The following is a 26,433-nucleotide window of genomic DNA, read 5'->3' on the forward strand; positions in this document are numbered from 1 at the left end:
TTCGTCGTAGAATTGAACCATCACACCCCCACCATTCCGCGAAGGAGCGCCCATGACCGACCCCGGAATCACGGACACCCTCGTCAACGGGATACCGCCCTTCGGCGAATATCGTGACGAGTCCCTGTTCAGCATCCTGTGCCGCAAGCGCGGCTGGACCGACGACTACCTCATGTCGATCAACGACCCGTCGCACGACGAGCTCAAGGACGTCGACCGGATGGCCGCTGAGCTGCACCGCATCCGCTTGGCCGGCGAGCAGATCGTGGTCCTGCCCGACTTCGACATGGACGGCATCACCTCCGGCGTCCTCGGCTGGGCCGGCCTCAACGAGCTCGGCTTCGACGCGCAGCTGTACGTCCCCGACTACCGTCGCGGCCACGACATCTCCGTGGACGCCGTCAGGGAGTTGCGTGCCCAGTTCCCGAACGCGTCGGCGATCATCACCTGCGACGGCGGCATTAACAGCAACGACGGCATCCAGGAGGCCCGAAACCTCGGCCTCATCACACTGGTCACCGACCACCACCTGGAGCTCCCGCCTGGGAGCGTCGCCGACATCTCGGTCAACCCCGTCCGGCTCGCCGAGACGTACGCGCACCCGGGCATCTGCGGGGCATACGTCCTCCACCAGGTGCTCACCGCCTACGCCGATCGCTACGCGCCGGAGAAGCAGGGCGAGATCTCGATGCTCAAGCTGTTCGCCGGAATCGGCACCGTCTCCGACGTCATGCCGCTGTACTTCGAGAACCGCAAGATGGTCCGCGACTCCCTGTCGCTGGCGAGCCTGCTCTACGTCTCGATCCCGATCGAGGACACCGTCACCGAGTACGACGTCGAGAACAGCATCCTGATGACGCTGTTGCGCAGCCAGGCTCACCACCCGGCATTCGTGTCCGCCTTCGAGGGCTTCGCCCTGGTCATGAAGGCCTTCAAGGAGCACCGGAAGCCGCTGCTCGACGAGGACGGGAACCAGCAGCTCGACTGGCAGGGCAAGCCCGCTTTCGCCGCAGGAAAGCTGCGCTCCCGGGACGAGCTGAACGAGGAGTTCTACGCGTTCTATCTCGCGCCGGCGTTCAACGCGATCCGCCGTGTGGGCGGCTCCATGCACGACGCCTTCGGGGCATTCACGGCACCGACGGTGGCCGAGAAGTACGAGCACGCCAAGGCCGTTATCGACATCAACGAGCTGCGCAAGGAGCTGAGCGAGGAGTACCTCGCCAAGCTGTGGACCGAGGACCAGCCGCTTGCCGAACACGGCGTCTACTTCACCGACGCTCCCACCGGCATGCTCGGCCTCATCGCCTCGCGGGTCTCCCGCGACACCGGCATCCCCACCGTCGTCGTTCGTCGCCCGACGGACCCGACTGCGGAGGTCGGTGGATCGGCCCGCTCCCCCCAGTGGTTCCCGATCATCTCCACGATGACGCCGTTCGGCTTCACCGCGATCGGCCACGAGAACGCCTGCGGCGTGCGCGTGAAGAGCCTTTCGGAGCTCGTCCGGTTCGCCGAGCTGATGCACGAGGCCGCCGAGTCGATCTACACGCAGCTGCTCGTCAGCGGCGAGCTGGAGGCCGGCCAAGGCGCCGACCTGGTCCTGGGCCCGGAAGACGACTGCGACGCCGGCCTTACCGACGTCGAGGAGATGCTCGACCTCACCCGCGCCATCGACTCCCTGGCCCCCTTCGGCCACGGGTTCGAGCGCCCCGAGATCGAGTTCGCCGTCGACCTGTCGCGCTGCTCGATCGGCACGCTGGGAACGGACGACCAGCACCTGCGCATCGTCCTGCCGATCGGCATGAAGGTGCTCTGGTGGAACGCAGCCGAGCGCTACGCGGACCTGCGGGACCTGGCGGAAAGCCCGATCCCTGGCGAGAGCATGCTGCGGATGCGTGTCAAGCTGTCGGTCAACGTGTTCCGCGGCAACGAGTCCGTCCAGGCAATCGTCGAACGAGTGATCGAGCCGACCGCGGCGCCGATCGACGACCCGAACAGCGAGGAGTGACTTCGACCATGAAGAGCCTCTTCGCGACCCTGCCGCCCCGGGCTCGAGCATGGGCCAAGACCATCGCGATCCTGGGAGGGTCACTCGCCGCATACGTGGCGGTGGCCCTCCTGGTCACGGTGCTCACCGGCGACGTCGTCGCTGGCGCGGCCGCGTCCGACGTGGCCGTGTTCGTACTCGCGATCACCTATCGTTGGCGCTCGACGGGGACACCGCTTGCGGGGCCGCCGCGACCCAGAGCTAGAACGGTGAGCTTCTGGGTGACCGCGGCCGCCGGGCTTCTCGCGTGCTGGTTCGCGGGCCAGACCGCGGCCGCTTGGGTCTACACGACCTGGGGCTCGAAAGAGTTCGACGCCGTGAACGCGGCCAAGCTTGACTCCCCCGCGTGGCTGGTCGTCCTCACCGCGCTCATCCTCGCCCCGATCGGCGAGGAGTCCCTCATGCGCGGAATCGCCTTCCCGGCGCTGCGGCGCCATTGGTCGCCGCTGGCGTCCGCGTTCGTCACGGCGATGGTCTTCGCGATTCTGCACGGCAACCTCGTGCAGATCGTGCTCACGGTGCCGCTCGGCATCCTTCTCGCCTTCGTGTACGAGGCGGCCCAGCGGCTTTGGCCGGTCGTGCTGATGCACATCCTGTTCAACTTCGCCGCGTCCTTCGTTCCCACGAAGCTCGTCGATGGCATCGCCAATCCCGCCACGATCATCTCCCTGCTGGTGGCGGTGGCCCTGCTGTTGTTCGCGCTGACCCCCGGCCGCTATCAGGTCGAGCGGGAAGAGGAACCAGCTCAAGCCTGAGGGGTCGCAGTGGGCGACCCGCCGACGGAGTCTGATGTGACGTGCGGTGCCGGGCACCTGCACGCGATAGCGCTGTGCTGCCAGACAGCGGGGTCTCAGCCGACCGGCTATGCCGGCGGCACCCTGCTGTCTCAGTGATTTGTGGGTGACCGGGAGGGCCGGTCACCCGGGTGGGTGGGTGAGGAGGCATTTCCGCTGGTCCAGCTGTAGGCTCCTCACTGATCTTTCCAAGACCCAGTGCAAGGAGGTGAGAGCCATGAAGATCAGCCCGACTCACTACAACGACGCCGGCGAGCTTATGGCTCCACGTCCCTTCGACGTCGAGCGTGCGATGGTCACGCCTGGCGGCCGTCCCTCGATGGATCCTGGGTTCTACCACCAGTTCAAGTTCGAGGGCCTCACGCAGGCCGAGCTCGAGGACAAGGCGCGCCGGTTCTTCGCCGAGATGGCAGAGGTCCCCGGCTACATGCGCCTCACGCTCCGCGAGTACACCGTCCGCATGGACAGCTACGTCCGGTACGGACTCGACGTCCTCTACGTCATCGAGTCCCCCGAGGGTGCCCCCAAGCCTCGCGTCGCGTTCACCGAGACCCAGAGCGACAGCGCACCCTCGACGAACGTCGCTCGTCGTCCCTGACCCAACTCCCCGAGCCTCCCGAGCGGAGGCTGCCCCGGGTACCCCGCGAGGGGCTCCATCAGCGAGCCCCTCGCACCTCTCGTCCTAACCCCCAATAGGGGTGCCGGAGCCGTTCTGCGGCGGCATCCTCAGGCATGATTAGAGCGCACACAGCCGGTTCCTCGAATGCTGGTAAAGCAACGGAATCGTGCCATCCAATGGGAGATCAGAACCACCATGAACTTTGCACAGAAGACCTCTGCCGTCCTCGTCACCGGCCTTGTCGCCGTCCTGCTCACGGGCTGCGCCGGCGGAGCGGGCGCCTCGAACACCGCGTCCACCACAGGTGCGGCCGCCGCGGCCGCTGGTTCGACCACCCCGGTCACCGACGCGTCCAAGATCCGCCCGCTGGGACCCAGCGGTACCTCCGGTCAGCGAATGGTGAAGGCCGTCAAGGTCATCGACGCCCAGACCGTCGAAGTTACCCCTGACGTCAAGGGCGACTCCCTCTACGGCACGGACTTCATCGTCCACGTGACCGACATCGCCACCCCGGCCAAGGGTGCCTGCGGGTACGACCAGGCGCTCGCCCTCGCGAAGGCCACGATCACACCCGGATCGGTGTGGTTCCTCATGTACGACGGGCCGAGCGCGAACGGCGACTACATCGACAGCCACGGCGATCACTACGGGCACCTCGACGCGCGCACGATCTCCGGCTCCTACGGAACGACCATGGTCAGCAATGGCATGGCCGACGTTCCCGGAGGCAACCCCAAGAACCAGAACTACGACGCTCTGACCGCTGCAAAGGCCGCAAAGACCGGCCTCTGGGCCAGCTGCCCCGGCTTCGGTCAGTAGCACTCCACGACCCCTAGCACCCGATCAACCCGACCTCACGAAGGAGATGATGACCATGGCTGAACAGATCAGCACCCAGACCACGAAGCCGCCCACCCGCAAGCTCAGAAGGCGGACGGTGGCCATCATCGCCGCAGCCGCCATCGTCCTCGCCGGCGGCATCACCGTCAGCTCGGTCAGCGCCGCCAACGCGGCATCGGCCGAGACCGCCCGCGAGTGCGCGGCAGCCATCAAGTCCGACGCCACCGCGACCGAGAACGTCACCACCGACGTCAAGGCCGCCGACGAGCTCCTGCTCAAGGTCAAGAGCGTCGACCTCCCCGGTGGCGAGGGCTGGAAGAGCCGAAGCTACCTCTCGCGCCCTGGTGCGGACGCCGTCAAGGCCGTCCCCGCCAGCGCCGGTGTCGCAGCTGTGGCCGGCACGCCGGCCCGTCACAGTGCTGCGTGGCTGATCAACGACGTGATCGCCGCTCGCGACACCCTCGCCGCGACCAAGGCAGCCACCAAGTGCGTAGACCGCACCCAGGCGAAGAGGATCGCGACCGCGGCGAAGACGGCCACGGCGGACACCGCGGCGCTTGCTACGACCTCCAAGGTCCTGCTCGCCGACTTCACCACCTTCCAGACCGAGGAGCACGCTCGCGTCGCCGCCGAGGTCGCCGCAGCCAAGAAGGCCGCCGAGGAAGCCGCAGCCGCGGCCGCCGCTGCTGCTGCAGCTCAAGCCGCCGCACAGGCAGCCGCCGAGGAGGCCGCTCGCCAAGCCGCTGCACGGAACTCCTACAGCGGAGGCTCCAGCTCCGGAGGCGGCGGATACAGCGGGGGCTCCAGCTCCGGAGGTGGTGGATCCAGCAGCTCCAGTGGCGGAGGCGGGGGTTACCACCCACCCTCTGGCGGCGGCCCCATCGGAGGCGGTGGCGTCGGAACGCCCGGCCAAGGAAACCAGTGCAAGACCTCCAACGGCATGGGCGGCACCACCAACTGCTAGACCGGGGGTGGCACGCTCACCCCGCACCTCGCCCACCATCGGTGGAAGGAGGAACGGGCCACGTCACCATCGGGTGGCGCGCCCAGCACACGCTTCCGGTCACGGCCGGAGCCACGCAACTGAATCCCCCGGGGAGCATCCGCTCCTCGGGGGATTTCTTCGTTCACGAGCAGGCCATCCTGGTCGAACGATGGGGTGCGTACCGTTTCTGATTTCCATCGGCGGTGCATCCGCAGGGCTGCTCGACGCCATTAAAACCCCTGATGAGGCGGTAAAACCGACCTCCGGGATTTTGGTGCGTACCGTAACTGCGTACCGCGGCGATCTGCTCGGAAAGCCACTGTGACCAGGGGAAACGCACAGAAGTACCGTATGTACCGCGAGCTCGGCAGAACTGCTGTGTGTGCGCGTGCGCAGGCGCGCATGTGTGGGGTTTCTACGATCACGCGGTACATCGGGTACATTTCGATCTTTTTCTCTCTAAAAGTGTTGAGAAATCAAGGAAAACCAGCCAAACGGCCGTACCGCCGATCAATTTCAGGCCGAAATCGACGGTACGCCCATCACCCCCTGCGAGCTCTGTATTGCCGAGCTGACCAGGGTTTTCATCGAGACAGGCATGTACCGCCGTTGAAAATCAAAAAAGGTACGCCTACCCCCATCCCCCACGAGCAACACCCGAAATCTGCCGTCCACCCGAAGGAGACGACCATGCCCACCAGCGAGACCACCCTCATCAGCGTCATCCGCGAGCTGAGCAGCCTGAACTCGAACGAACCGGCCTCCCTCGACGACCTCATCACCCTGAGCACCGCGCGCGACCACATCGAGGACCTCATGCGCTCCTGTGTCGCCGAGCTGCGCGACGACCCGCGCGCCGCTCATATCTGGTCGGCCATGTCCTTCGCAGTCGGCGCTCCGGCACCGCGCCGCCCCTATGGCTCCGCCGTCGACCCGTGCCAGGGCCAGCTGCGCTCATTCTGGGACACCTTCGGCGAGCACTTCACCTGGGACTTCCTGCCCGCGGACTTCCTCCACGACCTCTACGAGCACTGGATGGACACCCGCTTCCCCGAACAGTCGCAGCTGACCCGGGACACCTTCACGCGCCGGCTCAAAGGCATCGCGACCGCCTCCGGCGAGTGGGTGTACACCCGCTCCCGGCCCGGCTCGCTGATGGACGCCCCAGAGCCGTTGACCGAGCTCCTGCCGCGCTGGAGCCACTGCGGCTCCGACGCCGCCATGCGGGGCCTGCGCCGCAGCAACACCGTCCATGTGTCATCGGGCCGCGCTAACCTGCGCTCGGCGGGACGCGCCGCCGCATGAAGCCGAACGGCTTCTGACAGAGAACGCTCGCCTCGACTGACTGCATCGTGACGAACGAGAGAACGGGGGCGAACTCATGACCGCGACCCTCCGGCGCTTCGCTGAGCTCGACCCGGCCCGCCCGCTGCTCGCGCTCGACTTCGACGGCCCCCTCAACCGTTTCGTCGGCGGAGCATCCGGGCATGGCCCGGAGACGGTGACGGTGGTCGATGCTCGCGACGACAGCAAGACGGTCGTCGACTTCTTCCCTGACAGGATCGCTGAGCTCGATCGGATCGTGCGCACCCACGGCGTGAACATCGGCTGGCTCAGCTCCTGGGGCGAGGCTGTTGACACGGCGATCGAGCAGGCTTTCGACGGCCTGCTGGCCGGCGGCTTCATCCTCGCCCGTCCGCCGCGGAGGGGTCCCTACGGGGCTCGCCCGCGCGACTGGAAGTTCTACGGCCTCCGAGGCCACCTCCAGGCCTTCCCCACCCCATGGGCATGGATCGACGACGAGGAAATCGCCAGCGCGCTCCAGTACGACCCGCGTCGGCTCACGGAACTCACGGCGCTTGCGCCGGGACTGCCGATGCACGTCGATGAGGCGACTACGGTCACTGAGAAGCAGCTCGCGGAGCTCGATGTGTTCTTCGCCGGGCACGGGGGCTAACTTGTGATGGCTGCGCCTCGATTTCTCGGCTACCGCACCTAAGGTAGAAATCTCGATAAGTTTATCAAGACCTCAACACTCTGATAAACTTATCAACATGCGCGACGCTCTCGACAACCCGTTCAGCCCCGGCTCCGACACAGTCCCGGCAGTCTGGGCGGGCCGCACCGAACAGCTGAGCGACTGGCGCGACATCGTCCGCCCACGCCGCCTCTCGGGGCTCCCAGAGCGGGGCCGGACCGTCCTCGGCGAGCCGGGCCTCGGCAAATCCACACTCGTGCGCCGCATCGCGGAGGAAGCCCGCGCCGCCGGTGACTGGGTCACCCCGCAGCTGCGCATTCCCTCTGGCGCGGACCCTCTGAAGCTCGTCGCCGGCGCCGTACTCAAGCTCGCGGAGCAGGCCGGTCTCGCAGCCTCGCGCGAGAAGCGGATCGGTGAGGCCATCGCCCGCGTTCAGACGGTAGCCGCCGCCGGCATCTCGCTCACGATTCGCAAAGCAGACGGACCTGAGCCGTACGCGGCGCTCACTGAGCTGCTGATCGAGGTCGGCATCGCCGCGATCAGCCACGGTCACGTCCTGGCTCTGATCCACATCGACGAGATCCAGAACATCGACAACGAGAAGGCGCTCTCGCAGCTGCTCATCGCGCTCGGCGACGCGCTCACCCACGAGGTCGAGGTCACCGTGCCCGGCGGCGCCCAGGTCACCCGCTCGCTGCCGATCGCCGTCTACCTCACCGGCCTGCCCGACTTCGAGGACATGGCCGGAGCCCGCAAGGGCGCCACGTTCGCGCGCCGCTTCAAGACGACCACACTGACAGCGATCGACGACCTGGACCTGGCCGAGGCCCTGCAGGAGTTCGTCCTCGAAGGCTGGAAGGTCCCGGACGGCGCCGGGAGCACCGCGAGGATCCGCATGGACCCGGAGGCGGCCGCCCTCATTGTCGACCTCTGCCGCGGCGAGCCGTTCCTGTTCCAGCTGGCCGGCGAGCAGGCCTGGTACGCCGGTGAGGGCGAGACGATCACCGCGGCAGAGGTCCGAAACGGCTGGCGCGGCGCGCAGCGAGAAGCCACCGCGCACGTCGAGCGCATCCTCGAGCGGCTGCCGTCCCGAGAGCGCCAGTTCGTCGAGACGATGGCGGCACTTCCTCCCGTCGAGCGCAATCTGACGCGCATCGCGCAACAGATGGGCCTCGCGAACGCCACGGCCGCCGGGCCGACGAGTCAGCGACTCGACACCACCCGCGGGATCATCGACCGCGGACGGCCGTACACCTTCCGGCACCGCGCCGTGGAGGCCTACCTCTCCAGCGACTGGCCGAAGCTCTGATCGCCACACCTTCGCTTCGAAAGGAACGCTCTTGAGGACTTTGCCTCTCGCGCGCTACATCGTGGACGGTGTCAGCGCACATCGCCGGTGGGGTCGACTCGACGTCACCCCCCTCCAGATTGCGCGTGCGCGCCGATCACTCGACGCCGTGATCACGATCTACCCACCCGGGACAACGAAGGCTGAGTCGCGTGCTCTCGCAGTCCACGGGGCCGGAACGCAGTGGATCGGATGGATCACCGCGACCTTGCTCTTCCTGACCGCGTCAGCTGCATTCGGGCTGTGGCCGGGCGGGATCTGCGTGGCTCTCATGCTCCTGGCCGTGTGGACGGTTGCTGCGGTGACCACCGATAGCGTCCGCCGACGCAGCCGAGTCGTCCGCGCGCGATTCACCCCTCAGTCCAGCCTTGGGGATGAGCGATTTTCCGCCATCGCCTCGGCGCTCGACGACCTGGATCAAAGACGCGATCGGGACCCGGTCTCATACGAACTCGAGTGGGGCCGGATCTTCAACCAGCTGACTCCCTGACGAGCACCTGCTCATCGACTCCCGAGCGGCAGCATCATCACGTTCGTGTCCGGTACCCGAACGAATCCGGCGCGCTCCCAATGGCGACGCAGACCGTCGAACTTCAGGATGTCCTCCACTGGCGCATCGGAGTCATCCTCCATCTCGCCGGCGGGCATGAGCGCGAGCAGCTCGCCGTGGAAGACCCGGCCGATGCCGCGGACGAAGTTGTGGCTGATGCGGGCGCCACGATACTCGGGGAGGACCTCGATGTGGTCGATGATCACCAGGCTTCGCGCGAACATTGCGTCCTCGTCAAGTTTGATGATCCGATCACGCTCCACGAACGCCGCACCGACGGCTGCAAGAGTCTCGCTGGTGGCATCCAGCGAGTCGAGCCACGCCCCGCTGAGGTTCACCCGCGCGAGCTGCGCCGTCGCCAGCACGATCTCGGTGCCACCGGAGTTGACGTTCTCCGCGGTGTAGTGCTCTCGCTTCAATGTCGCGTCCCAGTATTCGGTCGCAAACTGCCCGGGACTACTGCTGAAGCGCAGGTCAAGGATGTGCTCGTATCCGATGACCTCTGTCAGATCCTCCACGATGCCCTTCCTGCGCTGAGCCTGCCGCTCAGTGAAGCACATCGGCCTGCTCGCCGAGCTGGAATTGCCGACGTCGGCCGGCTCAGTCCTCGGGGACGAGCGTGTAGACGGCGGCGTCGCCATCCTTCGCGTACCGGGCTGCCACGATCTTGAAACCGGGGTTCTGCTCGGCGATCACCGGCAGCCACGGGTCGGCGCCGCCACGGCGTAGACGGAGCTCCACCTCCAGCGGCAACCGCGGGATCGTCCGCGTGTCCTTCGGCGCTTCGACCACCTGGAGCAGCGGCTCCCGGTGAGACCGGGCCCGCGCTCCGACAGCGCGGCGTTCCGCCGGCGCGTACGGGCGAGTGACTCGCGAAAGATGGCCTGCTGCGTTCTCGATGGTGGTCATAGTCCCTCTCTGAAATCGGTGGACCTCTCCACAGGTACCACGCCACAGAGCGCACGCCCTGTCGGCCGTTTCGCCGACACGATCTGTTCATCAGCAGGCGGAAAACGCTCAGCCACATCTCACTTCAAGGGTCTGGTTTCCTGCCCGCGATAAGACCAAGTATCCCGACCAGCGGCGCGCAGCCCCATTTTTCCGCGTTTCCGAGGATTTTCGGCCAGAATCGCGGCATGACGCCTGCGCCGACGCCGAACTTCCAGCAGCTGAAGTCTGAGGTGACTGCCGCCTCCCGAGCCCGGAACTGGCTCTACGCCGTGCGCGAGTGGGAAGTGGTCGGCCTCGAAGAGGACACGAGCGGGTCATCGAACTGCATCTGCGGCCAGCCGAACCTCCAGAAGCTCTTCACGATCCGCAACCCGCTCACCGACCGCGAGCTGTACCCGATCGGGAGCACCTGCATCAATCACTTCGGCCGCCGCGAGCTCGACGACGAGGTCAAGGTCCTGGAGGACTTGGCCAAGCTGCGGCGCGCGATCCTCGACCGCAGGCGTATCGCTGTCGACAGCGAGTTCTTCACACGAGCGCTGCTCAAGCGGCTCTACGACGATGGTGCCTTCCCCGGCGACGAGTACAACCGCGGGCACGGATCGGTCGACTACGAGTTCCTGCTGGGCTACTTCAACGCGCGCGACAAGCCCGCGATCTCGTCTCAGCAGCACAGACGCGCGACGGCGATCCTGCTCAGCAAGATCGTCCCCTTCGTCAAGGGGCACCCGAGCATCAGCTGACCGCCGTTACTGCCGGTGACGGTGGTCGGGCGCATAATGCCGTGCATGGATGCGCAGGATTCTCTGGTTTACGAGCAGGAGCAGCAGAATCGCAGTGTCGTCGTAGTCGACGCCGGCACTGCCGTCCCCGCTCGCTCGAGCGCTCCGCTCGCGCCCGAGCTCGTAGCTGGAATCGCCCAGAACCAGGCTGACGCCAGCGCCAAGAACACCAGGCGCGCGTACGACAGCGATTGGTCAGCCTTCGAGCGGTGGTGCGATGAGTGCGGCCAGGTCGCTCTCCCCGCCTCCGGCTCGACGGTCGCCGCGTACATCACCGACCGCGCGGCCCTCGTCGATGCCTCGGGTGAGCCGGCCTACGCTCCCAGCACCATCAGCCGCTGGGTCACCTCCATCAACGTGCGCCACCAGCGGGCCGGCCACCCTTCCCCCGGCGATCGGCGCGAGGTGAAGGACACGCTCTCGGGCATCCGGCGCCGCTACGCGCGACCCACGCGCCGCATGGCACCACTGCTGCTGGCCGACTTGAAGAAGGTCCTCACGGCGATCGACCTGCACTCCTACCCGGCTGGCATTATCGGCCACCGCGACTCCGCGATCCTTCTCATGGGCTTCGCCGGAGCGTTCCGCCGTTCCGAGCTCGCATCCCGAGTGATCGGCGACGTCGCGATCCACCCCGAGGACGGGCTGCACGTGCGCCTGCTGACCTCGAAGACCGACCAGGAAGGCCGTGGTTCGGTCAAAGGTCTCCCCTACGGCGACAACCCGCTGACGTGCCCTCCGTGTGCGTTCCTGCGCTGGGTGCGTGTCCTGGACGCGGCGCAGAACGCGTCCCGGAGCACGATGATGCGACTCCTGCGCGAGTCGAACACCGACCTCCACATCTGCCACGGCCCGACGCCCGAGCTCGACCGGCTCGACCCCAAGGCGAGCCTCTTCCGTCCTGTGCACCGAAGCGGCCGCATCCGTCCCAGTGCGATCAGCGGTGAGGTCGTGAACGACGTCGTCAAGCGTCGCCTGTCAGCAGCGGGCCTGAACCCCCGTCGCTTCGGAGGGCACTCGCTTCGCGCGGGCTTCGTCACGCAGGCGCTGCGGGCCGGCGCGACGCCGCAAGAGGTCATGCGGCAGACCGACCACAAGAACCCGGCGACGGTCGAGATCTACCGGCGCGAGCACGACCCGCTGCGCCAGAACGCCGTCACCCGGATCGGGCTCTAGGCGCGATGGTCTCGACCGCTCAGGAATCCCGCGACTGGAGCCTCTTCGTCGACTGGTGTGCGTCGACGGACGCTGACCCGATCCCGGCGTCCACAACGACCGTCTCCGGCTTCCTGGAGGCCTTCCCCGCTCCGATCGACGCGCAAGGTCGGCGCGTGAGAGCCATCAGGAAGGCGCACGAGCGCGCTGGGGCGCCTCTCGCGCTCCCAACGAGCCAGCGGCCCAGCGTGATGCGCGAGGGTGCTCGATGGGCGCCCTTACCGCGCGCGCTGGCCCAGCTGCCGACGTTCCAGCACCGGAAGAACTTCCAGACCGCCCTGCGCGCGCGCCGGGACGGCTGGCTCCTGGTTCTCACCGGCGTCGTCGGCCTGAGCCGCCACCAGGCGCGGGAGATCGTGCAGCAAGACGTCGTGCTCTTCCCGCAGCTCGCCATCAAGGGCATCCCGATCCCGAAGACAGACCCGGCTGCAGAGTGCCCCGCCTGCGCCGTCACGCGCTGGCTGCGGGTCGCGGGCGCGGCGTCGTTCGGCTGGTGGAACGAGATCAAGGAGTTGGTCAGCCCCGAGGGCGTGGACGAGGCCCTGCACGACTGCCTCGTCGGTCTCGACGGCGCCTGGCGATCAGCCTCGACCTTGCTGCCGGCCATCGACCGGCACGGCTGGGTCGCTGGGGACCCCATGAGCACGCGGGCCATCAGCTCGACGATGGCGTACCGGCAGGGCCTCGGCGCGGTTGCCGAGATCTCCCGGCGGGCACCCACAGTGGTGACTGGGCGGTTCGCGAACGCCACGATGAATGAACTCGCTGATGCCTACGACGATGTCGACCAGCGGGCAGCAGCGCTGTTGCTGCGATTGAACGAGATCGTCGGTGAGACCGACGACCTGCTCTCCCACCTCAAGAGCTTCGATCTGTAGGTCGGGTATCCCCCGCCCTCAGATCGGGTTTGGCGCGCGCGCAGCGCGCACCGGGACATGGTGTGACGTTCAGGAACACCTGCGTCCTGCACTGCCCTCTGCGCCCCGGTGGCCAGCGGTCGCCGCTGACCACGAATTCAAGAGAGGGATCGGACCATGAGCCTGTTCCTGCACGAAAACACCATCTCCAGGCCTACGCGGCCGCGTGTGAACGCCCTGGCCGTCGTGGCTCTGATTGTCGCCGTCTCCGGCTTCCTCAACGTCATTGGCTTCCTCGTCGGACCGGTGCTCGCGCACGTCGCGCTGCTGCGCCTGCGCGCCGGCCGATGCCGCGGCCAGGAAGCTCGCGGTCGCGGTCTCGCGATCGCCGCGCTCGTCATCGCCTACGGGGCGATCGTCCTGGGCGCTGTCGCCCTGCTGGTCATGCTGGTCGGCGCATACATCGCGCTGCCGCCCCCGCCGCCCCCGCATTGGGCACAATTCCTGAGTCATCTCTGACGGTGGGCGCCGATAGTTTTCTACTCGTACATCAACAAAACTGGAGAATCTGAACACATGTCCTTCACCAAATCGTTCATCGGTGGTGCCGTCGGCGGTGCCGCGGTCACTGCGGCCGCCAACGTCGGATTCGGCCGCATCTGGAACTGGCTCTGCGTCATCTTCCTGCCCGGCTGGCTCATCGTCTTCTCGATCGGCATCCCGGGTATCGGCGCATCGGACTCGGTCACGACCGGCGCCGCCGGCTACCGCACCTGGGGATGGATCTCGCTGATCCTCTCGGTGTTCTTCCTGTACTTCCTCACCATGGCCGCCGCCAAGATCACGGCCCCGTCCCTGGTGACGGTCCCCGTCGCCACCGGGGCGGTCTTCGGCTACCTCCGGTACGGGAGCTGGGGTCGACGGATCGCATTCGCGCTCCCGGCCATCTTCCTGATCCTGACACCGTTCCTCTCGGCATTCGCCGCGATCGCCGGCGCCGCCTCCGCCATCGTGATCGGCGTGATCAGTGCGAACGCCATCAAGCAGGAGTACATCGCCGCTGAGCAGCTGGCCGTCCGGCTGGGCTCCGCTCTCGGCGGGGAACTGCTCCCCGGGTCGCTGTTCTACGGCGCGGAGCCTGGCACCTTCGGCATCAGCCCGCTGCCGCCGCAGGCGCTCACGCTGGTCAGCAACGTCGACGAGCTGCGTCCTCGGATCGACAGCTTCGCTCCGGAGTGGGAGGTCCGCTTCCTGGACACCCAGACGCTGATCGTCGGTCCGCGCAGCCATGCCGCGCAGGCCGCGCCTGACGTACCGCTGGCAGCCGCCGAGTAACGCTCCAAGACAACGAACGCCGGGACGGGTCCACGCTGACCCTCCCGGCGTTCTGCGTTGAGCGCGAGGCCAACCCCTCGCCCCCTCCATACGTTGCCGATCACGGCGGAAAGAGACACCATGACCACGCCTGCCGACAACCAGAACGAGGACAGCACCGACGAGCCGACCATGGCGTTCATCGTCAAGACCCCCTTCGGCACCTTCACGGCGGCCGACGACCTGCCGCCGGAGCTTCGCGACGGGCTCATCCAGATGCTCGAGGACGAAGAGATGCCTCCCGTGCTGCGCACGATGCTCGCATCCGCCCTCGGAGTCACCAACGCCCAGGACGCAGCGCCGGCCATGCCGGTCGACGGCCACGCATCCGGGTGCAACTGCGCCGAGCTCCACCGCGAGAACGTCTGGGGCATCCTCGATCGCGCTTTCCCCGCCGAGCCGCACCTCTGGCAGGCCATGGAGGCGCTGTTCACGCTCTCGGCGGTGAACCCGACCGAGATCGACCAGGAGACGCGCCGCGCCCAGCTGGAGGCCGCCACGCTGCACCTTCAGCGTCACGCCACACTGAACGCCTCTCCGCAGAGCCCCATCGACCAGCTCATCACGAAGTTCCGCGAGCAGCTGGACGGCATCTAGCTCACCCATTCTCGGCAAGGCCGTACCCCGACAGGGGTGCGGCCTTGCTTCGTCGCGCCCCACGGAAGGCGCCCAGCCAGAGGTCAGACCGCGGACACCCCGCGTAGACGAACCGATACTGCACGAACCACGCGCGAACCGGCCCGTCGGCGACTCCGCACCGACTCCCTGAAAGGCAGGCACGATGGCGACAACGCAGAACGAGATCACCAAGCAGGTGACCACCACTTACCTCGCTTCGCTCGACCCGAAGAGCCTCCCCACCCCCGCCACGATCGAGGAAAGCCTCATCGCAGCGACCAACAAGGAGTTCAACGTCGAGAACACCGGCCGCCAGGGCAGCCACAAGATCAACCTGCTCAAGCGCCTGACGTTCTCGCAGGTCGCACAGATCCTGATCACGCTCCACCGCGTCGCGCGCATCGCCCCCTCCGGCCGGAACACTGACCGGGACCTCGACCTCCTGGCGATCTACGTCGACGAGGGCGAGGACGAGGGCATCTACGCCACCAGCGAGGACCACATCCGCAGCATCGCCCGGCTCTACAACCGGGAGCTCACGATCAACGACTCCCGCGAGGTCATGACGGTCCTGCGCGAAGAGGCCCCGCGCCTGAACCGGTGCTCCGACCGAGATCTCATCGCCGTCAACAACGGCATCTTCGACTACCGCACCAAGGAGCTGAAGCCCTTCGACCCGAACAAGGTGTTCCTCTCCAAGGCGCGCGTCGACTACGACGCCAACGCCCTCTCCCCCGGCATCCAGACGCCAGACGGCGACACCTGGGAGGTCGAGGAGTGGATGAAGACGCTCAGCGACGACCCTGAAATCGTCGACCTGCTCTGGCAGATCCTCGGCGCGATCGTCCGGCCGCACGTCCGCTGGAACAAGAGCGCCTGGTTCTACTCCGTCCAGGGCAACAACGGCAAGGGCACGTTGGTCGAGCTGATGCGCAACCTCGTCGGCACGGCCAGCTACGCCTCGATCCCGATCAGCGACTTCGGCAAGGACTTCCTGCTCGAGCCGCTCACGCGCGCCAGCGCGATCCTCGTCGACGAGAACGACGTCGGCACCTTCATCGACCGCGCCGCGAACCTGAAGGCGATCATCACCAACGACGTCATCTCGATCAACCGGAAGTACAAGACGCCGATCGCCTACCAGTTCTGGGGCTTTATGGTGCAGTGCCTGAATGAGTTCCCCCGGATCAAGGACAAGTCCGAGAGCTTCTATCGGCGGCAGCTGTTCGTGCCGTTCTCGAAGAGCTTCACCGGCGCCGAGAAGCGCTACATCAAGGACGACTACGTCGCCCGCGACGAGGTGCTGAAGTACGTGCTCAAGCGCGTGGTCCACATGGACTACTACGTCCTGTCGGAGCCGGAGGCGACCCGTCTGGTCCTGGAGGAGTACAAGGGCTTCAACGACCCGGTGCGCGCCTTCTGGGACGAGTTCGAGGAAGCGTTCGTCTGGGACCTGCTGCCCTTCCCGTTCCTGTACGACCTCTACAAGGCCTGGTTCGCGAAGACCAACCCGTCCGGGTCACCAACCGGCCGCAACGTCTTCGTGAACGACCTCGTCGGCATCGTGCAGAAGTCGACCCTCTGGTACTGCGCCGACAAGACGGCCAAGACCCGGCCGGCCTCGCGGATGGCCAAGCCCGAGCCTCTGATCGCGCGATTCGATCTGAAGGACTGGATGAACCAGAGCTACACCGGGACCGATCCGCTGAAGAAGAGCCTTGTCAGCCCCCTCGCCCCGGGATACCGCGGCCTCCAACGCCAGAGCGTCTTGGCGGCCACCGTCGCCGGAGTCTCCGACGAGGACGAGGAAACGGTCGATTGACCCAACCGGGTGCGCTGCACAACAGCGCACCCGGCACCGCATCATTCCACCGCCTCGGCGGTCGACAGCTGAGGAGCAGCCATGAGCGACATCCGCGTTGGCGACCAGATCCGCCTCTCCACCTACGAGGGCTACGTCGGATTCGGCACGCCCGAGGCGCGTTCCGTCTACAAGACCCGCCACGAGGGTGTCGCGCTCAACACGGACCACTCCGAACGATTCGGGCGGTCCGTGGTGCTCGACTGTTCCGTTCAGCACGACGACCACAGCGAGACCGAGACCCACTACCTCGAGGACTTCGAGGTCGAGCGACTCAACGTTGTCACGTGCACGAGCTGCGGGGGCCGAGGTGCGATCCAGGTCGCCTTCGCGCCGCCGACGGCCGACGCCGACCGACCGAGCGCAGTGACACCGCCCCGCGCCGACCTGTCGAGCGCAACGAACGCCCGCCTTCGCGCGGAAGACGCCGTGGAACAGGTGCTCCGGGACCACGGCATCGACCCCATTCAGAAGCTGGACGTGCCCGGGGCGCCCTGGCTCGCCACCCTCCTGGTGCGCGCCGCGCGTCACACGTCCGACACCAGCACCGACGACCCAAGGAGCACCCATGAGTGAGCCCATCTACGAAGCGCTCGTCGCGCGGCGGCGTGGCGACCCCACGGCTTCAGTCCCGGCAACCCCCGCGGACCGGGAGGACTTCAAGTCGCTCATCTCCGAACTCGACGCCTGCGCGTTCTACGCTGACGGCACCCGGCGAGGCGAGCTCGTGCCCCTCGCCGACACCACCCGGCATCGCATGGCCAAGGCGCTGCGAGAAGCGATAGCGGCGCTCCTGGCTCGCAACGCCGATTCAGGGCTGCTCTCCCCCGGCGTCTTCCGCCTCGCCGCCGAGCGCGAACGGTCGATCCGACGGGGCGAATACGACATCAACAACTCGCGACGCGAACTGATGGCTGCGGCCGAATGCTTCCTTTTGGTCGCACAGTCCGGCGCGGACGGCTGGCATAACCCCGACGGCAGCTACGCGCCGCCCGGTGGTTGGCCTTGGGCAGAGAGCGCGTGGCGCCCCAGCCCGGAGCGCGAGGAGAACCTCGCGACCGCCGGCGCCTACATCGCCGCCGCGCTCGACCGTGCAGCAATCGACTGACCTACGTCGCCATCTGCTCCACCACTGACCCATCACCAGACCCACCAGGAAGGAGTCGCCGCGTGTCACAAGCAACCCTGGCGCCCAACCAGCCCAATACCCAGACCATCACCCAGGCCACCCGGCCGGTGACGGCCAAGACTGCGTCCTTCACCTTCTATGACATCGAGTCACTGAACAACGTCTTCACGCTCTGTGCCTACTCGCCCCGCACGAACACGGTCGAGGTGTTCTACCTGGTCGATCCCACGGGTCCCCTTGCCGACGAGCTGGCCGCAGCGCCGCTCGACACGACGGCGGCGGCCGAAGCGATCTTCGCCGCCAACCCGGCGTTCCAGGTCGAGAACGGTCGCACGCGAACCATCCGCTTTCACGATCTCTCCACCTGGCTTGGAAGTCTCGCGCTGGCCCAGATGTTCGGGCTCAGCGACGCGGACTCGGTCAACGACCCCGACTCGGTCTCCACCTACTCGGCGCACCTCCGTCCGGTGTGCGACACCGACCCCGGGTACGACCCGTTCGAGAAGCACCCGTACTTCGCCGGCTACAACTCGTTCAACTACGACACGACCATGCTGGCGATCTACTTCATGGAGGCGTTCGCTCACCTGGAGAAGGCGCTGGCCGAGGGGCTCAACGCCAGCTTCGGGTTCACCGCGCCGGAGGCGAGCCGGCTGCGCTCGTACAACAACGAGCTGTTCCAGGAGCCCTACAAGAGCTACATGCCGCGCTACCTCACGGACGGCCGCGTGGCCGGCGGCAAGAAGTGGGCCAGCGTTCCGAACAAGATCCGCACCGCCATGATGAGCTCCGGCCGCCACATCGACATCGCCCGGCTCAACGAAGCCCAGAAGCTCGTCGGCCTCAAACGGGTCCTCGGGGGTCTCGGCCGCCAGATCATGGAGAGCGACCAGCTCGGCGCCCACAACGCGACCGTGCGGACAGTCACGGAGCTCCTCGAGCTCTTCGCCTACAACGTCTCCGACGTCGTAGGGCTGGCGAAGCTCTTCACCCACCCGGCGTACTCCTCGAACTTCGACCTCAAGAAGGGGCTGCTCGACCAGTACCCGGAGACGATCTACGAGAAGTCGAAGATCACCGGGATGCCGAACCAGCACCCCAAGGCGGTCCGGCGCAGCCGGCTCACCCCGGACACCTCCTCGGCCAAGCTCGTTGGCTTGATCCTGAGCCCGTACGGCAACCTGGACGACCTCGAGGGGGTCAGCTTCATGTACCCCTCCGAGATGGTCGCGCGCGAACGCGGCATCCCGCGGGTCAACGTGCTGGAGGAGTGCCGCAAGTTCTTCCACGAGCACATCGCAGACCCGGACGCTCGCGCCCAGTTCGACGAGGTCTACGGCTACTACAAGTCGATCGAGGGCAAGAACTTCAACGCCTCCGAGGAGTACGCGAACCGGTACCCGCTCAGTGGTCCGGTGCACATCCTCTCGGAGATCCCGAAGACGCCGAACAACCTGCCGTACTTCAACGCGGACGGATCCCCGTCGACGTGCTTCGCCACGTTCTCCACCGGCGGCATCCATGGCGCCGAGGCGGACATGGCTCGGTATGAGCAGGACCTCAGGACCTGGCGTCCGAAGCAGGAACTGCTGGACGCCGTCAAGCGCGAGTACCGTGACCCGCTCGCGGTGCGCACTGCCAAGGGCGGGGTCACCCTGTCCGATGGGCGTGTCGTTCAGCACTCCGAGGTCCTGACCTCGAAGTCGACGATCAAAGCCCTCACAGCGATGTCCGAAGCTCTCGAGGCGGCCTACCCGGGGTGGGCGACTGTCCCGGCCGACCAGTTTGACGGAGAGCGGTACTGGGAGGTCGCGAAGGGTTTCACGGGGATCGGCTACAAGCCGGGGATCGCGAAGCCGGAGCTCTTCAAGGCGAACGCTGACGGATCGACGAAGTTGAACCCGAAGTACACCTTCACCTCGATGGCCACCGCCATCCACGAGGACTTCACGAGCTACTACCCGAACATGCTCCGCAACATGAGCGCGTTCTACAACGCCGAGCTCGGGGAGGACCGGTACGCGAAGCTCCTGGCGGACAAGGACCGCTACGGGAAGATGATGAAGGACCCGGGCCTGACCGCTGAGGAGAAGACGCGCCTCGGCGTGCTCCGCAACGGAACCAAGCTCATGCTGAACTCGGCATCCGGCGCCGGTGACACCACTCACTTCACGCCGATCCGAGTGAACAACGCCATCATCTCGATGCGGATCATCGGGCAGCTGTTCTCCTGGCGAATCGGCCAGGCTCAGACGCTGGCCGGCGCCCGCATTGTCTCGACGAACACCGATGGCCTCTACTCCGTCCTGGACGAGGAGACCAACAACCGTGTGCTCGCTGAGCAGCAGGCACTGATCAACGTCGAGATCGAGCCCGAGCCCCTGATCATCGTGAGCAAGGACTCGAACAACCGCCTGGAGCTGGAGGTCCCGGAGAACCCGGACACTCCGCTCTGGGAAGCGAAGATCGTCTCCGCCTCCGGCGGCACGCTCGCCTGCCACGAGGAGCCGCAACCCACGAAGAGCCTCGCCCACCCGGCGGTGCTCGACTGGGCGCTGCTGCGCTACCTGCGCTACGCAGCCGGCTGCTTCATCCCCTCCTGGCGGACGACGCCGATCAGCCTGGCCGAGCCGATGGACCGTCGCCTCGGCAAGCAGATCCTGCTCGAAGCGGTGCGCGACAACAACCCGGTCCGGGCAGCACGCCTGTTCCAGAACGTGATTGCGGCCAGCAACGGCAAGATCACGATCCCGTTCGCCTCCGACCCGATCGACCCCATCGATCCGGACCCGGAAGCCGTCGTGAACCCGCGGACGCTGCAGCACTACAACCGGATGTTCATCGTCCACCCGGGGAAGCCGGGTGCGGTGTCCCTTCGGGCCGCGGGGGCCTGGGTCGTCAACCCGGCCTCGAAGCTGCGTCGCAAACGCGACGGGATGGCCCCGGTTGTGACCGAACGGGTCGCTCTCGGGATCCTCCAGTCCAACGGCTTCGCACGCACCCGAATGGAGGCGTCGCAGACGAACAGGGACCTGCTCCCCGAGGACCAGGACATCGCTGTGCGGAAGATCTCCGGCATCGATCCGTCCTGGAACATCCTCATCGAGAACGGCGACCTGCTCTGCATGGAGGAGAGCGCGCTGCGCGACCTCCTGGGCTGCCTGGATCTGGGCGTCTACCTCGAGATGCTCGCCAGCACCTACGAGAAGAACTGGATGAACAGCGCTGAGGACGCCCTCCCGGGTTCGGGGGACGCCGACTCCGACGAGTAGTCGTCCGCACCGCACCGCAAACGAAGGGGCTCTGGCATTCCAGCCAGGGCCCCTTCGTGCACCACCACGCGTCCCCGACCGACCATCTCCGAGGAGAGTCCCATGACAACCACCACCATCTCCGTCGGCCACGACGGCTCCGGCCCCTCGATCACCACGACCACGGCCGTGGTGTACGAGCACGACGACCTGAGCCATGCAATCGTCGCCGCGCTCAGCCAGGAAGACGCCGCGCAGCTCTGCGACGCCTGGAAGGCGCAGGACGAGAAGCACCGGAACTGGACCTTCCCGGCCGGTGGCGTCGAGGAATACGAGGGCATCGTGCTCGCCGCTGCCGAGACCGACAGCGTCTCGCTCAAGATCTGGGACGCCAACTTCTGGGCCCTCCGCGACGCGCCCGGCATCCGCACGGAGACCAGACTCACCTACTCGACCTGGGACTTCCCCTTCGTCGTCACCATCACCCAGGAGGACTGACCCATGGCCACCCCCACCGAAGCGATCGCCGAAGCGATCGAGGACAACGTGCGACTTCTCGTCCTCGCATCCGGCGTCACGCTGACCGAGTACCAGAAGAGCCGGGGCGAGATCGTCACCGCGATCGCAAAGCAGGCCGAGTCCGCCGCGCGCAAGCACTTCATCGAGATCGTCGGTAGCGAGGTTCAGGGAGCGCTGGAGAGCGAGTCCAACGACGCTGAGCACGACGCGCTCGTCGAGGTCGCCGGCTACTTCGACATCGAGTACCGCGACCCATACGCCGACGACGAAGACGAGGACGAGGAGGACTGACATATGAAGATCACCATCGACGACCTCGACCGCGGAACCGCCAACGGCGATCGCCCGTGGACCGCTCAGGTCGAATACGGCGACGAGACGCTTCGCGTCTTCGGTGACACCCCCCGCGAGGCGCTCGACAACCTGCTCACCGAGTACAGCCTCGGCGACGACCCGACGGACCCGGCAGAGGTCGACATCTGGGAGGTCGACACGGACAACGCCTACGACAAGCACTTCTTCCTCCGCCGAGGTGCCCGGAAACGACGCAGCGCCGGCAACATCGTCATCCGCTACAGCAGCCGCGAGTCGGCCCAGCAGGTGGCCGACCGTCTGAACGCGAAGCAGACGCCGTAGCACTTCCCTGCTGCAACGAAGGGGCTCTGGCATCCAAGCCAGGGCCCCTTTCGCGCACCCCCCACTTCAGAAATCCGACCAGACAGGAGCGAGCGATGCCCGCCACCATCACCGAGTTCGAGCGCGGAGCCCGTATGGGCCTGAAGGCCCTCGACACCTACTTCCGCAACGAAGACTCGCATCTCACGATCGAGGCCCGCGTCGAGCCCGCCGGCGGCGGTGACGGCTGGGACATGCGGCGCATCACCGACACCGACATGGAGGCCTACCGCGCAGGCGCGCTCAGCGACGTCTTGCTGGAGGAGAGCCGCCGGGCCTCGGCCGAGGCTGCGGCGGTCCCCGCACCCGCCGCGGACGCGTCGCTCGACCAGGTCATCGGTCTGATGGCCGAGGACAAGAGCAACGACTGGTCGGAGGAGATCGAAGCCCTCGACGAGGTCGCCACCGAGCTCGTGGCCGCCCGCGATCAGCTGGAGAAGTACCGGGTGAACGTGGGTTCGATCGAGAACCTCGTCCTGACCAGTCGGTACGCCCGTTTCGGCAAGTTCACCGCGGCGCTCCTCGGCTCGAACGCGGAATGGCCCGGCAGCGAGATGCTCGAGTTGATCGCCGAGCACTGGAGCCGCATCGACGACAAGGCGATCGGCGGCCAGTCCGCCAACGACCTCGCCCATTGGCGGAAGATCGCCGACCAGCTCGGCGTCGCTCACGACGGCCCCGATGAGGAGGACGACGCGTGATCGCACACCTTCCCTTAACGCACCTGCCTCTCGCGGCTGCCGCCCCGGGAGCGCGCCCCGTCGACAACGAAGGCGCGATGCTCTTCATCATCGGCGGGGGGTCCGCCGCGATCACCGCGCTCATTGCGTTCGGCATCGTCGGCTGGTTCAGCCACCGGTACGAGAAGCGAAAGAACGGCAAGGTCTACCGACTACGCGAGTTGCCCCTCGGGATCATTTGCTTCGCAACGCTCGTAACACTCCTCGTCGCTGGGATCGTCGCAGTGGGGATGGCACCTCGCGAACCGAGCAAGTTGCCCGGCTGGACCCAGAGCGTTGATCGCTGGGCGGCCTCCACCTACGGCGTCCAGAGCGGCAGCGTGGCCTTCGGGGAGGGCGAGCCTGTCGCGTGCGTCGCCTCGATCGCCGGCGACTGCTACCAGGCCACCGTGCTACTCCCGGGTCGAATCCAGCAGGTGCAGCTCGCCTATCCGAACGGCATCCCCGTGCTCGTCTCGGTGAGCGACGGACAGCCGCTCAAAGCCCTCTCGACGAAGCAGCCAGCATTCGTCACCCTGCAACTCTCCAGCCCGCACCTCGGGCGAGACATCTCCCGGATGTACGGGCTGCCCGGCATCGTGGATGCCGCCGGCTGGGGCACGCACGGCGATCTCCCGCACCTCAACGGCGCCGGCACTGCCGCTCAGCCGTCTCTTTTCACTGATCGCGTCCCCGACCCGGACTCCTGTCCGGGCGGTGCCAACAGCTGCGCGACTGGCACGATCCTCGGCACCGACGGCGCGTTGCATCCGGCATCGCTCGTCACGCTCGACCAGAAGACCGCGATCCTCGTCGACCCCGCCACCGGGGTCGAGTTCCCCCGAGCGGCACCCAAACCATAGCTGACCCCTCCCGGGCGGCTCCGAGGCCGTCGTGCACCCGCACGGCGGCCTCCCTGACCCCAGAAGGAGGTGGCCGCCATGGCCAAGGTCGAGATCACCTGGACCACCACCACGACCGAGCGCTTCAAGCTCTCGGTCAACGAGTCGAAACTGCCGAGCAACTGGCGCGAGCAACTCATCGACCCCGCGACGGCAGCGGATTCGTTCCTCGAAGCCTTCGAGGAGGAGCACGGCGAGAGCCTGGGCACTGATGAGGCAGTGCTCTCCCGTGGGGTCGAATACTCCGTCCTCGACGACACAGATGTTGCGGCCCTCGTGGGGACTTTCGAGGTCCTGCACACCGCGACGTTCATCCCGAGTCCTACGCACTCCGCCCTCTTCACCGTCCTCTGCTCCTGCGGCGAGTCCTCATTCGGAGCCATGCTCCGCGACAGCGCCGAGGCCAAGCACGCACAGCACGTCGCCGATCCCGCCGGCGGCCACTTCCGCGACCAGGCCGCCACCGCGCGCCTGCTCGGCAACCACTCCCCACGAAAGGCCACATCATGACTCAGCTGACCGTCTTCGACACCGGCGAGGTGCACGAGCCCCACATCTACACGGACCAGTCCGGCTGGGTGGAGTTCGACAACGATGAGAGCTGCGCGATCATCGCGCTCCAGGTCGTCCCGTCCCGCGAGGAGGAGGAGACCACCGTGATCAAGTTCGACCCCCTCGCCGGCGGCATGGTCGCCCTGGAGCGCAACGGTGAGCGTGTGTGGGTGGGCGAGGGATACCTCGAGCCCGGCACCCGCGTCGCGCGAACTGTCGCGGACCTCGATGGCACGGCGGACGCCGTCGACTGGCTCCAGACCGGACACGCCCTGGACGACCAGGAGGTCGCCTACCTGCGCTCGCTTCTCCTCCCGACCCCGATCACCGTCTGAGCCGAGGAGGGACATGAGCCTCATGAAGAGGAAGCGCCGCGAGCCCGCGGCGCGCCTTCTGCCAGAGGACGCCTACCCCGCCGAGGTCGACGAGGCCGGTCGGGATCGCGTCGACGCGCACCTGCGCGAGCGGCTGCACACGATCCCGACCGTGCCCGGCGAATATCTCGACGAGGAAGGCGAGCGGTGGGTCCTCGACGCCGACGGCGGGTGGACCGACCACCGCGGTGAGAGGCGGCCCAACGCCTACACGCCGATCCTCGGGATGTACGAGCCCTTCATCGGGCCAACCGCGTGAGGGGGGCGTAGCCATGGGTAAGGCCGAGAACTACGTCGAGGGCTACCTCTACAAGCGCGTCAAGGCCCACCGCGGGATGTGCATGAAGTTCATCTCCGGCATCACCGGAGTCCCCGATCGGATCGTCGTCCTCGCCGGCCGCACGGTGTTCGTCGAGACCAAAGCACCCGGCGAGACGGCGCGCCGTCTGCAAGAGGTCCGTCACTCCGAGATCCGCGCCGCCGGCGGCGACGTACGCGTCATCGACACGCGCGAGCAGGTCGATGTCTTCGTCGCCGAGATGCTCGCCGACCCGACAGCACACAACCCCCGGGAGGACAGCTGATGGAGACCCAAACCGCCTCCGCCTACACCTTCTGGGAGTTCGACTGCGACGCATGCGGCGGCGCGACCCGTGTCGACCACGACCCGAGCGGCGAAACCATCCCGTGCGACGACTGCGGGGAACCCACCTACATCGAAGGCACGCGATGATCCGTGCCTCCTCGTCCGGGAGACGACTGACCGAAACGGAGCCGAATCCATGACGAACGACACAGCCACCAATTGGCGCGAGACCTACGCACCCGGCTCGGTCGAGCCGTCTGAACCGTCTCCGTTCCGCGCGGCCCCGAGACCATTCGCGGCAGCCCACTCCGGTCTCTGCGTTGCGTGCGAGGAGGGGTTCACCGAAGGCGAGCTGATCGTCCACGCCCCAGGGGGCTGGACTCACGCTGAGTGCCCCGATGAGAAGCCGACCGGCGCCGTGTGCAGCACCTGCCACACCGCCGCTTCTCTGAGCGGCGAGTGCCTGTGCTGACAGCGACCGACGAGCTCCTGCTCGCGTTCCTGGACTCCGACGCAGATGCGCGCGGCTGGGCATTCCTCTTCCCGGACGAGTCCGAGTGGGAGTCGCCCGACTGCGACGTCATGAGTGTCCGGTTCCTCGAGCTGGCTCGCACCCGCGGCTTCGCCGGACACCTCATCCGCGCGGACTCCGACGCTGAGGGACAGCACTGGTTCGCCGTCATCCGCGAAACCGGTTCGGAGCGTGAGATGGCGGTCGATTGGACCGCGCGCCAGTTCTACAACGTCCGCCAGCCGGCCGATGACCCCGCATCGATCCCGTGCCCCCTCGTCTTCGAGTGGCGGCATCAGTATCCGCTCGGCGTCGTCGAGTTCGAGTCCATGGCGCCGTCCCGACCGCCCGACAGGAGCACCTAGCCGTCGGGCCGCAGGTGACTCCTCCCCGTCACCA

32 protein-coding genes are annotated in these 26,433 nt (G+C 66.9%); 30 read left to right on the forward strand and 2 right to left on the reverse strand.

Annotation, left to right across the window (positions count from 1 at the left end):
- Positions 1–52: 52 nt before the first annotated feature.
- The 9 genes from ACFVU2_RS19490 to ACFVU2_RS19530 all read left to right on the forward strand — a co-directional run bounded on the left by ACFVU2_RS19490 (position 53) and on the right by ACFVU2_RS19530 (position 9,098).
- Complete coding sequence (locus ACFVU2_RS19490) at positions 53–2,005, forward strand: DHH family phosphoesterase (protein WP_387877949.1); 1,953 nt, start codon at positions 53–55, stop codon at positions 2,003–2,005.
- Between the two features lie 8 nt (positions 2,006–2,013).
- Positions 2,014–2,799: a CPBP family intramembrane glutamic endopeptidase gene (locus ACFVU2_RS19495; protein WP_387877952.1), complete on the forward strand. Its 786-nt coding sequence runs from the start codon at positions 2,014–2,016 to the stop codon at positions 2,797–2,799.
- A 256-nt stretch (positions 2,800–3,055) separates the two neighbouring features.
- Entirely contained in the window at positions 3,056–3,436 is a 381-nt protein-coding gene (locus ACFVU2_RS19500; protein WP_387877955.1) for a hypothetical protein, read from the forward strand.
- A 216-nt stretch (positions 3,437–3,652) separates the two neighbouring features.
- A complete protein-coding gene (locus ACFVU2_RS19505) occupies positions 3,653–4,276 on the forward strand; it encodes a hypothetical protein (RefSeq protein ID WP_387877958.1) in 624 nt (207 codons plus the stop codon).
- A 55-nt stretch (positions 4,277–4,331) separates the two neighbouring features.
- Positions 4,332–5,261, forward strand: coding sequence for a hypothetical protein (locus tag ACFVU2_RS19510; protein ID WP_387877961.1), 930 nt, complete (start codon positions 4,332–4,334; stop codon positions 5,259–5,261).
- 711 nt (positions 5,262–5,972) lie between these two features.
- On the forward strand, positions 5,973–6,587 hold the full coding sequence (locus ACFVU2_RS19515) for a primase-like DNA-binding domain-containing protein (RefSeq protein ID WP_387877964.1): 615 nt from the start codon (positions 5,973–5,975) through the stop codon (positions 6,585–6,587).
- A 76-nt stretch (positions 6,588–6,663) separates the two neighbouring features.
- The gene (locus ACFVU2_RS19520) at positions 6,664–7,239 is read left to right on the forward strand and encodes an HAD domain-containing protein (RefSeq protein ID WP_387877966.1); all 576 of its coding nucleotides are present in this window, start codon (positions 6,664–6,666) and stop codon (positions 7,237–7,239) included.
- Between the two features lie 97 nt (positions 7,240–7,336).
- Positions 7,337–8,569 (forward strand): ATP-binding protein, encoded by a 1,233-nt coding sequence (locus tag ACFVU2_RS19525; protein ID WP_387877969.1) that lies wholly within the window; start codon positions 7,337–7,339, stop codon positions 8,567–8,569.
- Positions 8,570–8,630: 61 nt separating this feature from the next.
- Positions 8,631–9,098 (forward strand): DUF6611 family protein, encoded by a 468-nt coding sequence (locus ACFVU2_RS19530; protein ID WP_387878187.1) that lies wholly within the window; start codon positions 8,631–8,633, stop codon positions 9,096–9,098.
- A gap of 11 nt (positions 9,099–9,109) precedes the next feature.
- Here the strand turns inward: ACFVU2_RS19530 and ACFVU2_RS19535 are convergent, their stop codons facing one another.
- A complete protein-coding gene (locus tag ACFVU2_RS19535; protein WP_387877972.1) occupies positions 9,110–9,676 on the reverse strand; it encodes a hypothetical protein in 567 nt (188 codons plus the stop codon).
- An 82-nt stretch (positions 9,677–9,758) separates the two neighbouring features.
- The gene (locus ACFVU2_RS19540) at positions 9,759–10,067 is read right to left on the reverse strand and encodes a hypothetical protein (protein ID WP_387877975.1); all 309 of its coding nucleotides are present in this window, start codon (positions 10,065–10,067) and stop codon (positions 9,759–9,761) included.
- Positions 10,068–10,294: 227 nt separating this feature from the next.
- Here ACFVU2_RS19540 and ACFVU2_RS19545 point away from each other — a divergent pair, with 227 nt between their 5' ends.
- The 21 genes from ACFVU2_RS19545 to ACFVU2_RS19645 all read left to right on the forward strand — a co-directional run bounded on the left by ACFVU2_RS19545 (position 10,295) and on the right by ACFVU2_RS19645 (position 26,399).
- The gene (locus tag ACFVU2_RS19545; protein ID WP_387877978.1) at positions 10,295–10,852 is read left to right on the forward strand and encodes a hypothetical protein; all 558 of its coding nucleotides are present in this window, start codon (positions 10,295–10,297) and stop codon (positions 10,850–10,852) included.
- 45 nt (positions 10,853–10,897) lie between these two features.
- Complete coding sequence (locus ACFVU2_RS19550; protein WP_387877981.1) at positions 10,898–12,067, forward strand: site-specific integrase; 1,170 nt, start codon at positions 10,898–10,900, stop codon at positions 12,065–12,067.
- Positions 12,068–12,072: 5 nt separating this feature from the next.
- Positions 12,073–12,984, forward strand: a complete 912-nt coding sequence (locus ACFVU2_RS19555) for a hypothetical protein (protein WP_387877983.1) — start codon at positions 12,073–12,075, stop codon at positions 12,982–12,984.
- A 156-nt stretch (positions 12,985–13,140) separates the two neighbouring features.
- Entirely contained in the window at positions 13,141–13,482 is a 342-nt protein-coding gene (locus ACFVU2_RS19560; RefSeq protein ID WP_387877986.1) for a hypothetical protein, read from the forward strand.
- A 57-nt stretch (positions 13,483–13,539) separates the two neighbouring features.
- Positions 13,540–14,298: a hypothetical protein gene (locus tag ACFVU2_RS19565; RefSeq protein WP_387877988.1), complete on the forward strand. Its 759-nt coding sequence runs from the start codon at positions 13,540–13,542 to the stop codon at positions 14,296–14,298.
- A 120-nt stretch (positions 14,299–14,418) separates the two neighbouring features.
- A complete protein-coding gene (locus ACFVU2_RS19570) occupies positions 14,419–14,934 on the forward strand; it encodes a hypothetical protein (RefSeq protein ID WP_387877991.1) in 516 nt (171 codons plus the stop codon).
- Between the two features lie 184 nt (positions 14,935–15,118).
- Entirely contained in the window at positions 15,119–16,777 is a 1,659-nt protein-coding gene (locus ACFVU2_RS19575; RefSeq protein WP_387877993.1) for a phage/plasmid primase, P4 family, read from the forward strand.
- Between the two features lie 81 nt (positions 16,778–16,858).
- A complete protein-coding gene (locus ACFVU2_RS19580) occupies positions 16,859–17,392 on the forward strand; it encodes a hypothetical protein (protein ID WP_387877994.1) in 534 nt (177 codons plus the stop codon).
- A complete protein-coding gene (locus ACFVU2_RS19585; protein ID WP_387877997.1) occupies positions 17,385–17,924 on the forward strand; it encodes a hypothetical protein in 540 nt (179 codons plus the stop codon). The genes ACFVU2_RS19580 and ACFVU2_RS19585 overlap by 8 nt, the downstream gene beginning before the upstream one ends.
- Before the next feature lie 62 nt (positions 17,925–17,986).
- Complete coding sequence (locus ACFVU2_RS19590; protein WP_387877998.1) at positions 17,987–21,217, forward strand: hypothetical protein; 3,231 nt, start codon at positions 17,987–17,989, stop codon at positions 21,215–21,217.
- A 102-nt stretch (positions 21,218–21,319) separates the two neighbouring features.
- A complete protein-coding gene (locus ACFVU2_RS19595) occupies positions 21,320–21,694 on the forward strand; it encodes a hypothetical protein (protein WP_387878000.1) in 375 nt (124 codons plus the stop codon).
- A 3-nt stretch (positions 21,695–21,697) separates the two neighbouring features.
- Positions 21,698–22,006 (forward strand): hypothetical protein, encoded by a 309-nt coding sequence (locus ACFVU2_RS19600; RefSeq protein ID WP_387878002.1) that lies wholly within the window; start codon positions 21,698–21,700, stop codon positions 22,004–22,006.
- Positions 22,007–22,009: 3 nt separating this feature from the next.
- Entirely contained in the window at positions 22,010–22,351 is a 342-nt protein-coding gene (locus tag ACFVU2_RS19605; protein WP_387878005.1) for a hypothetical protein, read from the forward strand.
- 95 nt (positions 22,352–22,446) lie between these two features.
- Complete coding sequence (locus tag ACFVU2_RS19610) at positions 22,447–23,091, forward strand: hypothetical protein (protein WP_387878007.1); 645 nt, start codon at positions 22,447–22,449, stop codon at positions 23,089–23,091.
- Positions 23,088–23,972 carry a hypothetical protein gene (locus tag ACFVU2_RS19615; RefSeq protein ID WP_387878010.1) on the forward strand — a complete coding sequence of 295 codons (885 nt, stop codon included), beginning with the start codon at positions 23,088–23,090 and terminating at the stop codon, positions 23,970–23,972. The genes ACFVU2_RS19610 and ACFVU2_RS19615 overlap by 4 nt, the downstream gene beginning before the upstream one ends.
- A gap of 78 nt (positions 23,973–24,050) precedes the next feature.
- Entirely contained in the window at positions 24,051–24,521 is a 471-nt protein-coding gene (locus tag ACFVU2_RS19620) for a hypothetical protein (protein WP_387878013.1), read from the forward strand.
- Entirely contained in the window at positions 24,518–24,898 is a 381-nt protein-coding gene (locus ACFVU2_RS19625; RefSeq protein ID WP_387878015.1) for a hypothetical protein, read from the forward strand. The genes ACFVU2_RS19620 and ACFVU2_RS19625 overlap by 4 nt, the downstream gene beginning before the upstream one ends.
- A gap of 13 nt (positions 24,899–24,911) precedes the next feature.
- Complete coding sequence (locus ACFVU2_RS19630) at positions 24,912–25,196, forward strand: hypothetical protein (protein WP_387878017.1); 285 nt, start codon at positions 24,912–24,914, stop codon at positions 25,194–25,196.
- A gap of 13 nt (positions 25,197–25,209) precedes the next feature.
- On the forward strand, positions 25,210–25,521 hold the full coding sequence (locus ACFVU2_RS19635) for a VRR-NUC domain-containing protein (protein WP_387878020.1): 312 nt from the start codon (positions 25,210–25,212) through the stop codon (positions 25,519–25,521).
- Positions 25,521–25,670 (forward strand): hypothetical protein, encoded by a 150-nt coding sequence (locus ACFVU2_RS19640; protein ID WP_387878023.1) that lies wholly within the window; start codon positions 25,521–25,523, stop codon positions 25,668–25,670. Before ACFVU2_RS19635 ends, ACFVU2_RS19640 begins: the two co-directional genes overlap by 1 nt.
- 312 nt (positions 25,671–25,982) lie before the next feature.
- Positions 25,983–26,399, forward strand: coding sequence for a hypothetical protein (locus ACFVU2_RS19645; RefSeq protein WP_387878026.1), 417 nt, complete (start codon positions 25,983–25,985; stop codon positions 26,397–26,399).
- The last annotated feature ends 34 nt before the right edge of the window (positions 26,400–26,433 follow it).

Origin of the sequence: Leifsonia sp. NPDC058194 (assembly GCF_042883605.1) — a bacterium.
Classification (GTDB): Bacteria; Actinomycetota; Actinomycetes; order Actinomycetales; family Microbacteriaceae; genus Leifsonia.

Coding starts and splice junctions, on each gene's coding strand:
- ACFVU2_RS19490 (WP_387877949.1), top strand. CDS start 53: ATGACCGACCCCGGAATCACGGACACCCTCGTCAACGGGATACCGCCC.
- ACFVU2_RS19495 (WP_387877952.1), top strand. CDS start 2,014: ATGAAGAGCCTCTTCGCGACCCTGCCGCCCCGGGCTCGAGCATGGGCC.
- ACFVU2_RS19500 (WP_387877955.1), top strand. CDS start 3,056: ATGAAGATCAGCCCGACTCACTACAACGACGCCGGCGAGCTTATGGCT.
- ACFVU2_RS19505 (WP_387877958.1), top strand. CDS start 3,653: ATGAACTTTGCACAGAAGACCTCTGCCGTCCTCGTCACCGGCCTTGTC.
- ACFVU2_RS19510 (WP_387877961.1), top strand. CDS start 4,332: ATGGCTGAACAGATCAGCACCCAGACCACGAAGCCGCCCACCCGCAAG.
- ACFVU2_RS19515 (WP_387877964.1), top strand. CDS start 5,973: ATGCCCACCAGCGAGACCACCCTCATCAGCGTCATCCGCGAGCTGAGC.
- ACFVU2_RS19520 (WP_387877966.1), top strand. CDS start 6,664: ATGACCGCGACCCTCCGGCGCTTCGCTGAGCTCGACCCGGCCCGCCCG.
- ACFVU2_RS19525 (WP_387877969.1), top strand. CDS start 7,337: ATGCGCGACGCTCTCGACAACCCGTTCAGCCCCGGCTCCGACACAGTC.
- ACFVU2_RS19540 (WP_387877975.1), bottom strand. CDS start 10,067: ATGACCACCATCGAGAACGCAGCAGGCCATCTTTCGCGAGTCACTCGC.
- ACFVU2_RS19545 (WP_387877978.1), top strand. CDS start 10,295: ATGACGCCTGCGCCGACGCCGAACTTCCAGCAGCTGAAGTCTGAGGTG.
- ACFVU2_RS19550 (WP_387877981.1), top strand. CDS start 10,898: ATGGATGCGCAGGATTCTCTGGTTTACGAGCAGGAGCAGCAGAATCGC.
- ACFVU2_RS19555 (WP_387877983.1), top strand. CDS start 12,073: ATGGTCTCGACCGCTCAGGAATCCCGCGACTGGAGCCTCTTCGTCGAC.
- ACFVU2_RS19560 (WP_387877986.1), top strand. CDS start 13,141: ATGAGCCTGTTCCTGCACGAAAACACCATCTCCAGGCCTACGCGGCCG.
- ACFVU2_RS19565 (WP_387877988.1), top strand. CDS start 13,540: ATGTCCTTCACCAAATCGTTCATCGGTGGTGCCGTCGGCGGTGCCGCG.
- ACFVU2_RS19570 (WP_387877991.1), top strand. CDS start 14,419: ATGACCACGCCTGCCGACAACCAGAACGAGGACAGCACCGACGAGCCG.
- ACFVU2_RS19575 (WP_387877993.1), top strand. CDS start 15,119: ATGGCGACAACGCAGAACGAGATCACCAAGCAGGTGACCACCACTTAC.
- ACFVU2_RS19580 (WP_387877994.1), top strand. CDS start 16,859: ATGAGCGACATCCGCGTTGGCGACCAGATCCGCCTCTCCACCTACGAG.
- ACFVU2_RS19585 (WP_387877997.1), top strand. CDS start 17,385: ATGAGTGAGCCCATCTACGAAGCGCTCGTCGCGCGGCGGCGTGGCGAC.
- ACFVU2_RS19595 (WP_387878000.1), top strand. CDS start 21,320: ATGACAACCACCACCATCTCCGTCGGCCACGACGGCTCCGGCCCCTCG.
- ACFVU2_RS19600 (WP_387878002.1), top strand. CDS start 21,698: ATGGCCACCCCCACCGAAGCGATCGCCGAAGCGATCGAGGACAACGTG.
- ACFVU2_RS19605 (WP_387878005.1), top strand. CDS start 22,010: ATGAAGATCACCATCGACGACCTCGACCGCGGAACCGCCAACGGCGAT.
- ACFVU2_RS19610 (WP_387878007.1), top strand. CDS start 22,447: ATGCCCGCCACCATCACCGAGTTCGAGCGCGGAGCCCGTATGGGCCTG.
- ACFVU2_RS19620 (WP_387878013.1), top strand. CDS start 24,051: ATGGCCAAGGTCGAGATCACCTGGACCACCACCACGACCGAGCGCTTC.
- ACFVU2_RS19625 (WP_387878015.1), top strand. CDS start 24,518: ATGACTCAGCTGACCGTCTTCGACACCGGCGAGGTGCACGAGCCCCAC.
- ACFVU2_RS19630 (WP_387878017.1), top strand. CDS start 24,912: ATGAGCCTCATGAAGAGGAAGCGCCGCGAGCCCGCGGCGCGCCTTCTG.
- ACFVU2_RS19635 (WP_387878020.1), top strand. CDS start 25,210: ATGGGTAAGGCCGAGAACTACGTCGAGGGCTACCTCTACAAGCGCGTC.
- ACFVU2_RS19640 (WP_387878023.1), top strand. CDS start 25,521: ATGGAGACCCAAACCGCCTCCGCCTACACCTTCTGGGAGTTCGACTGC.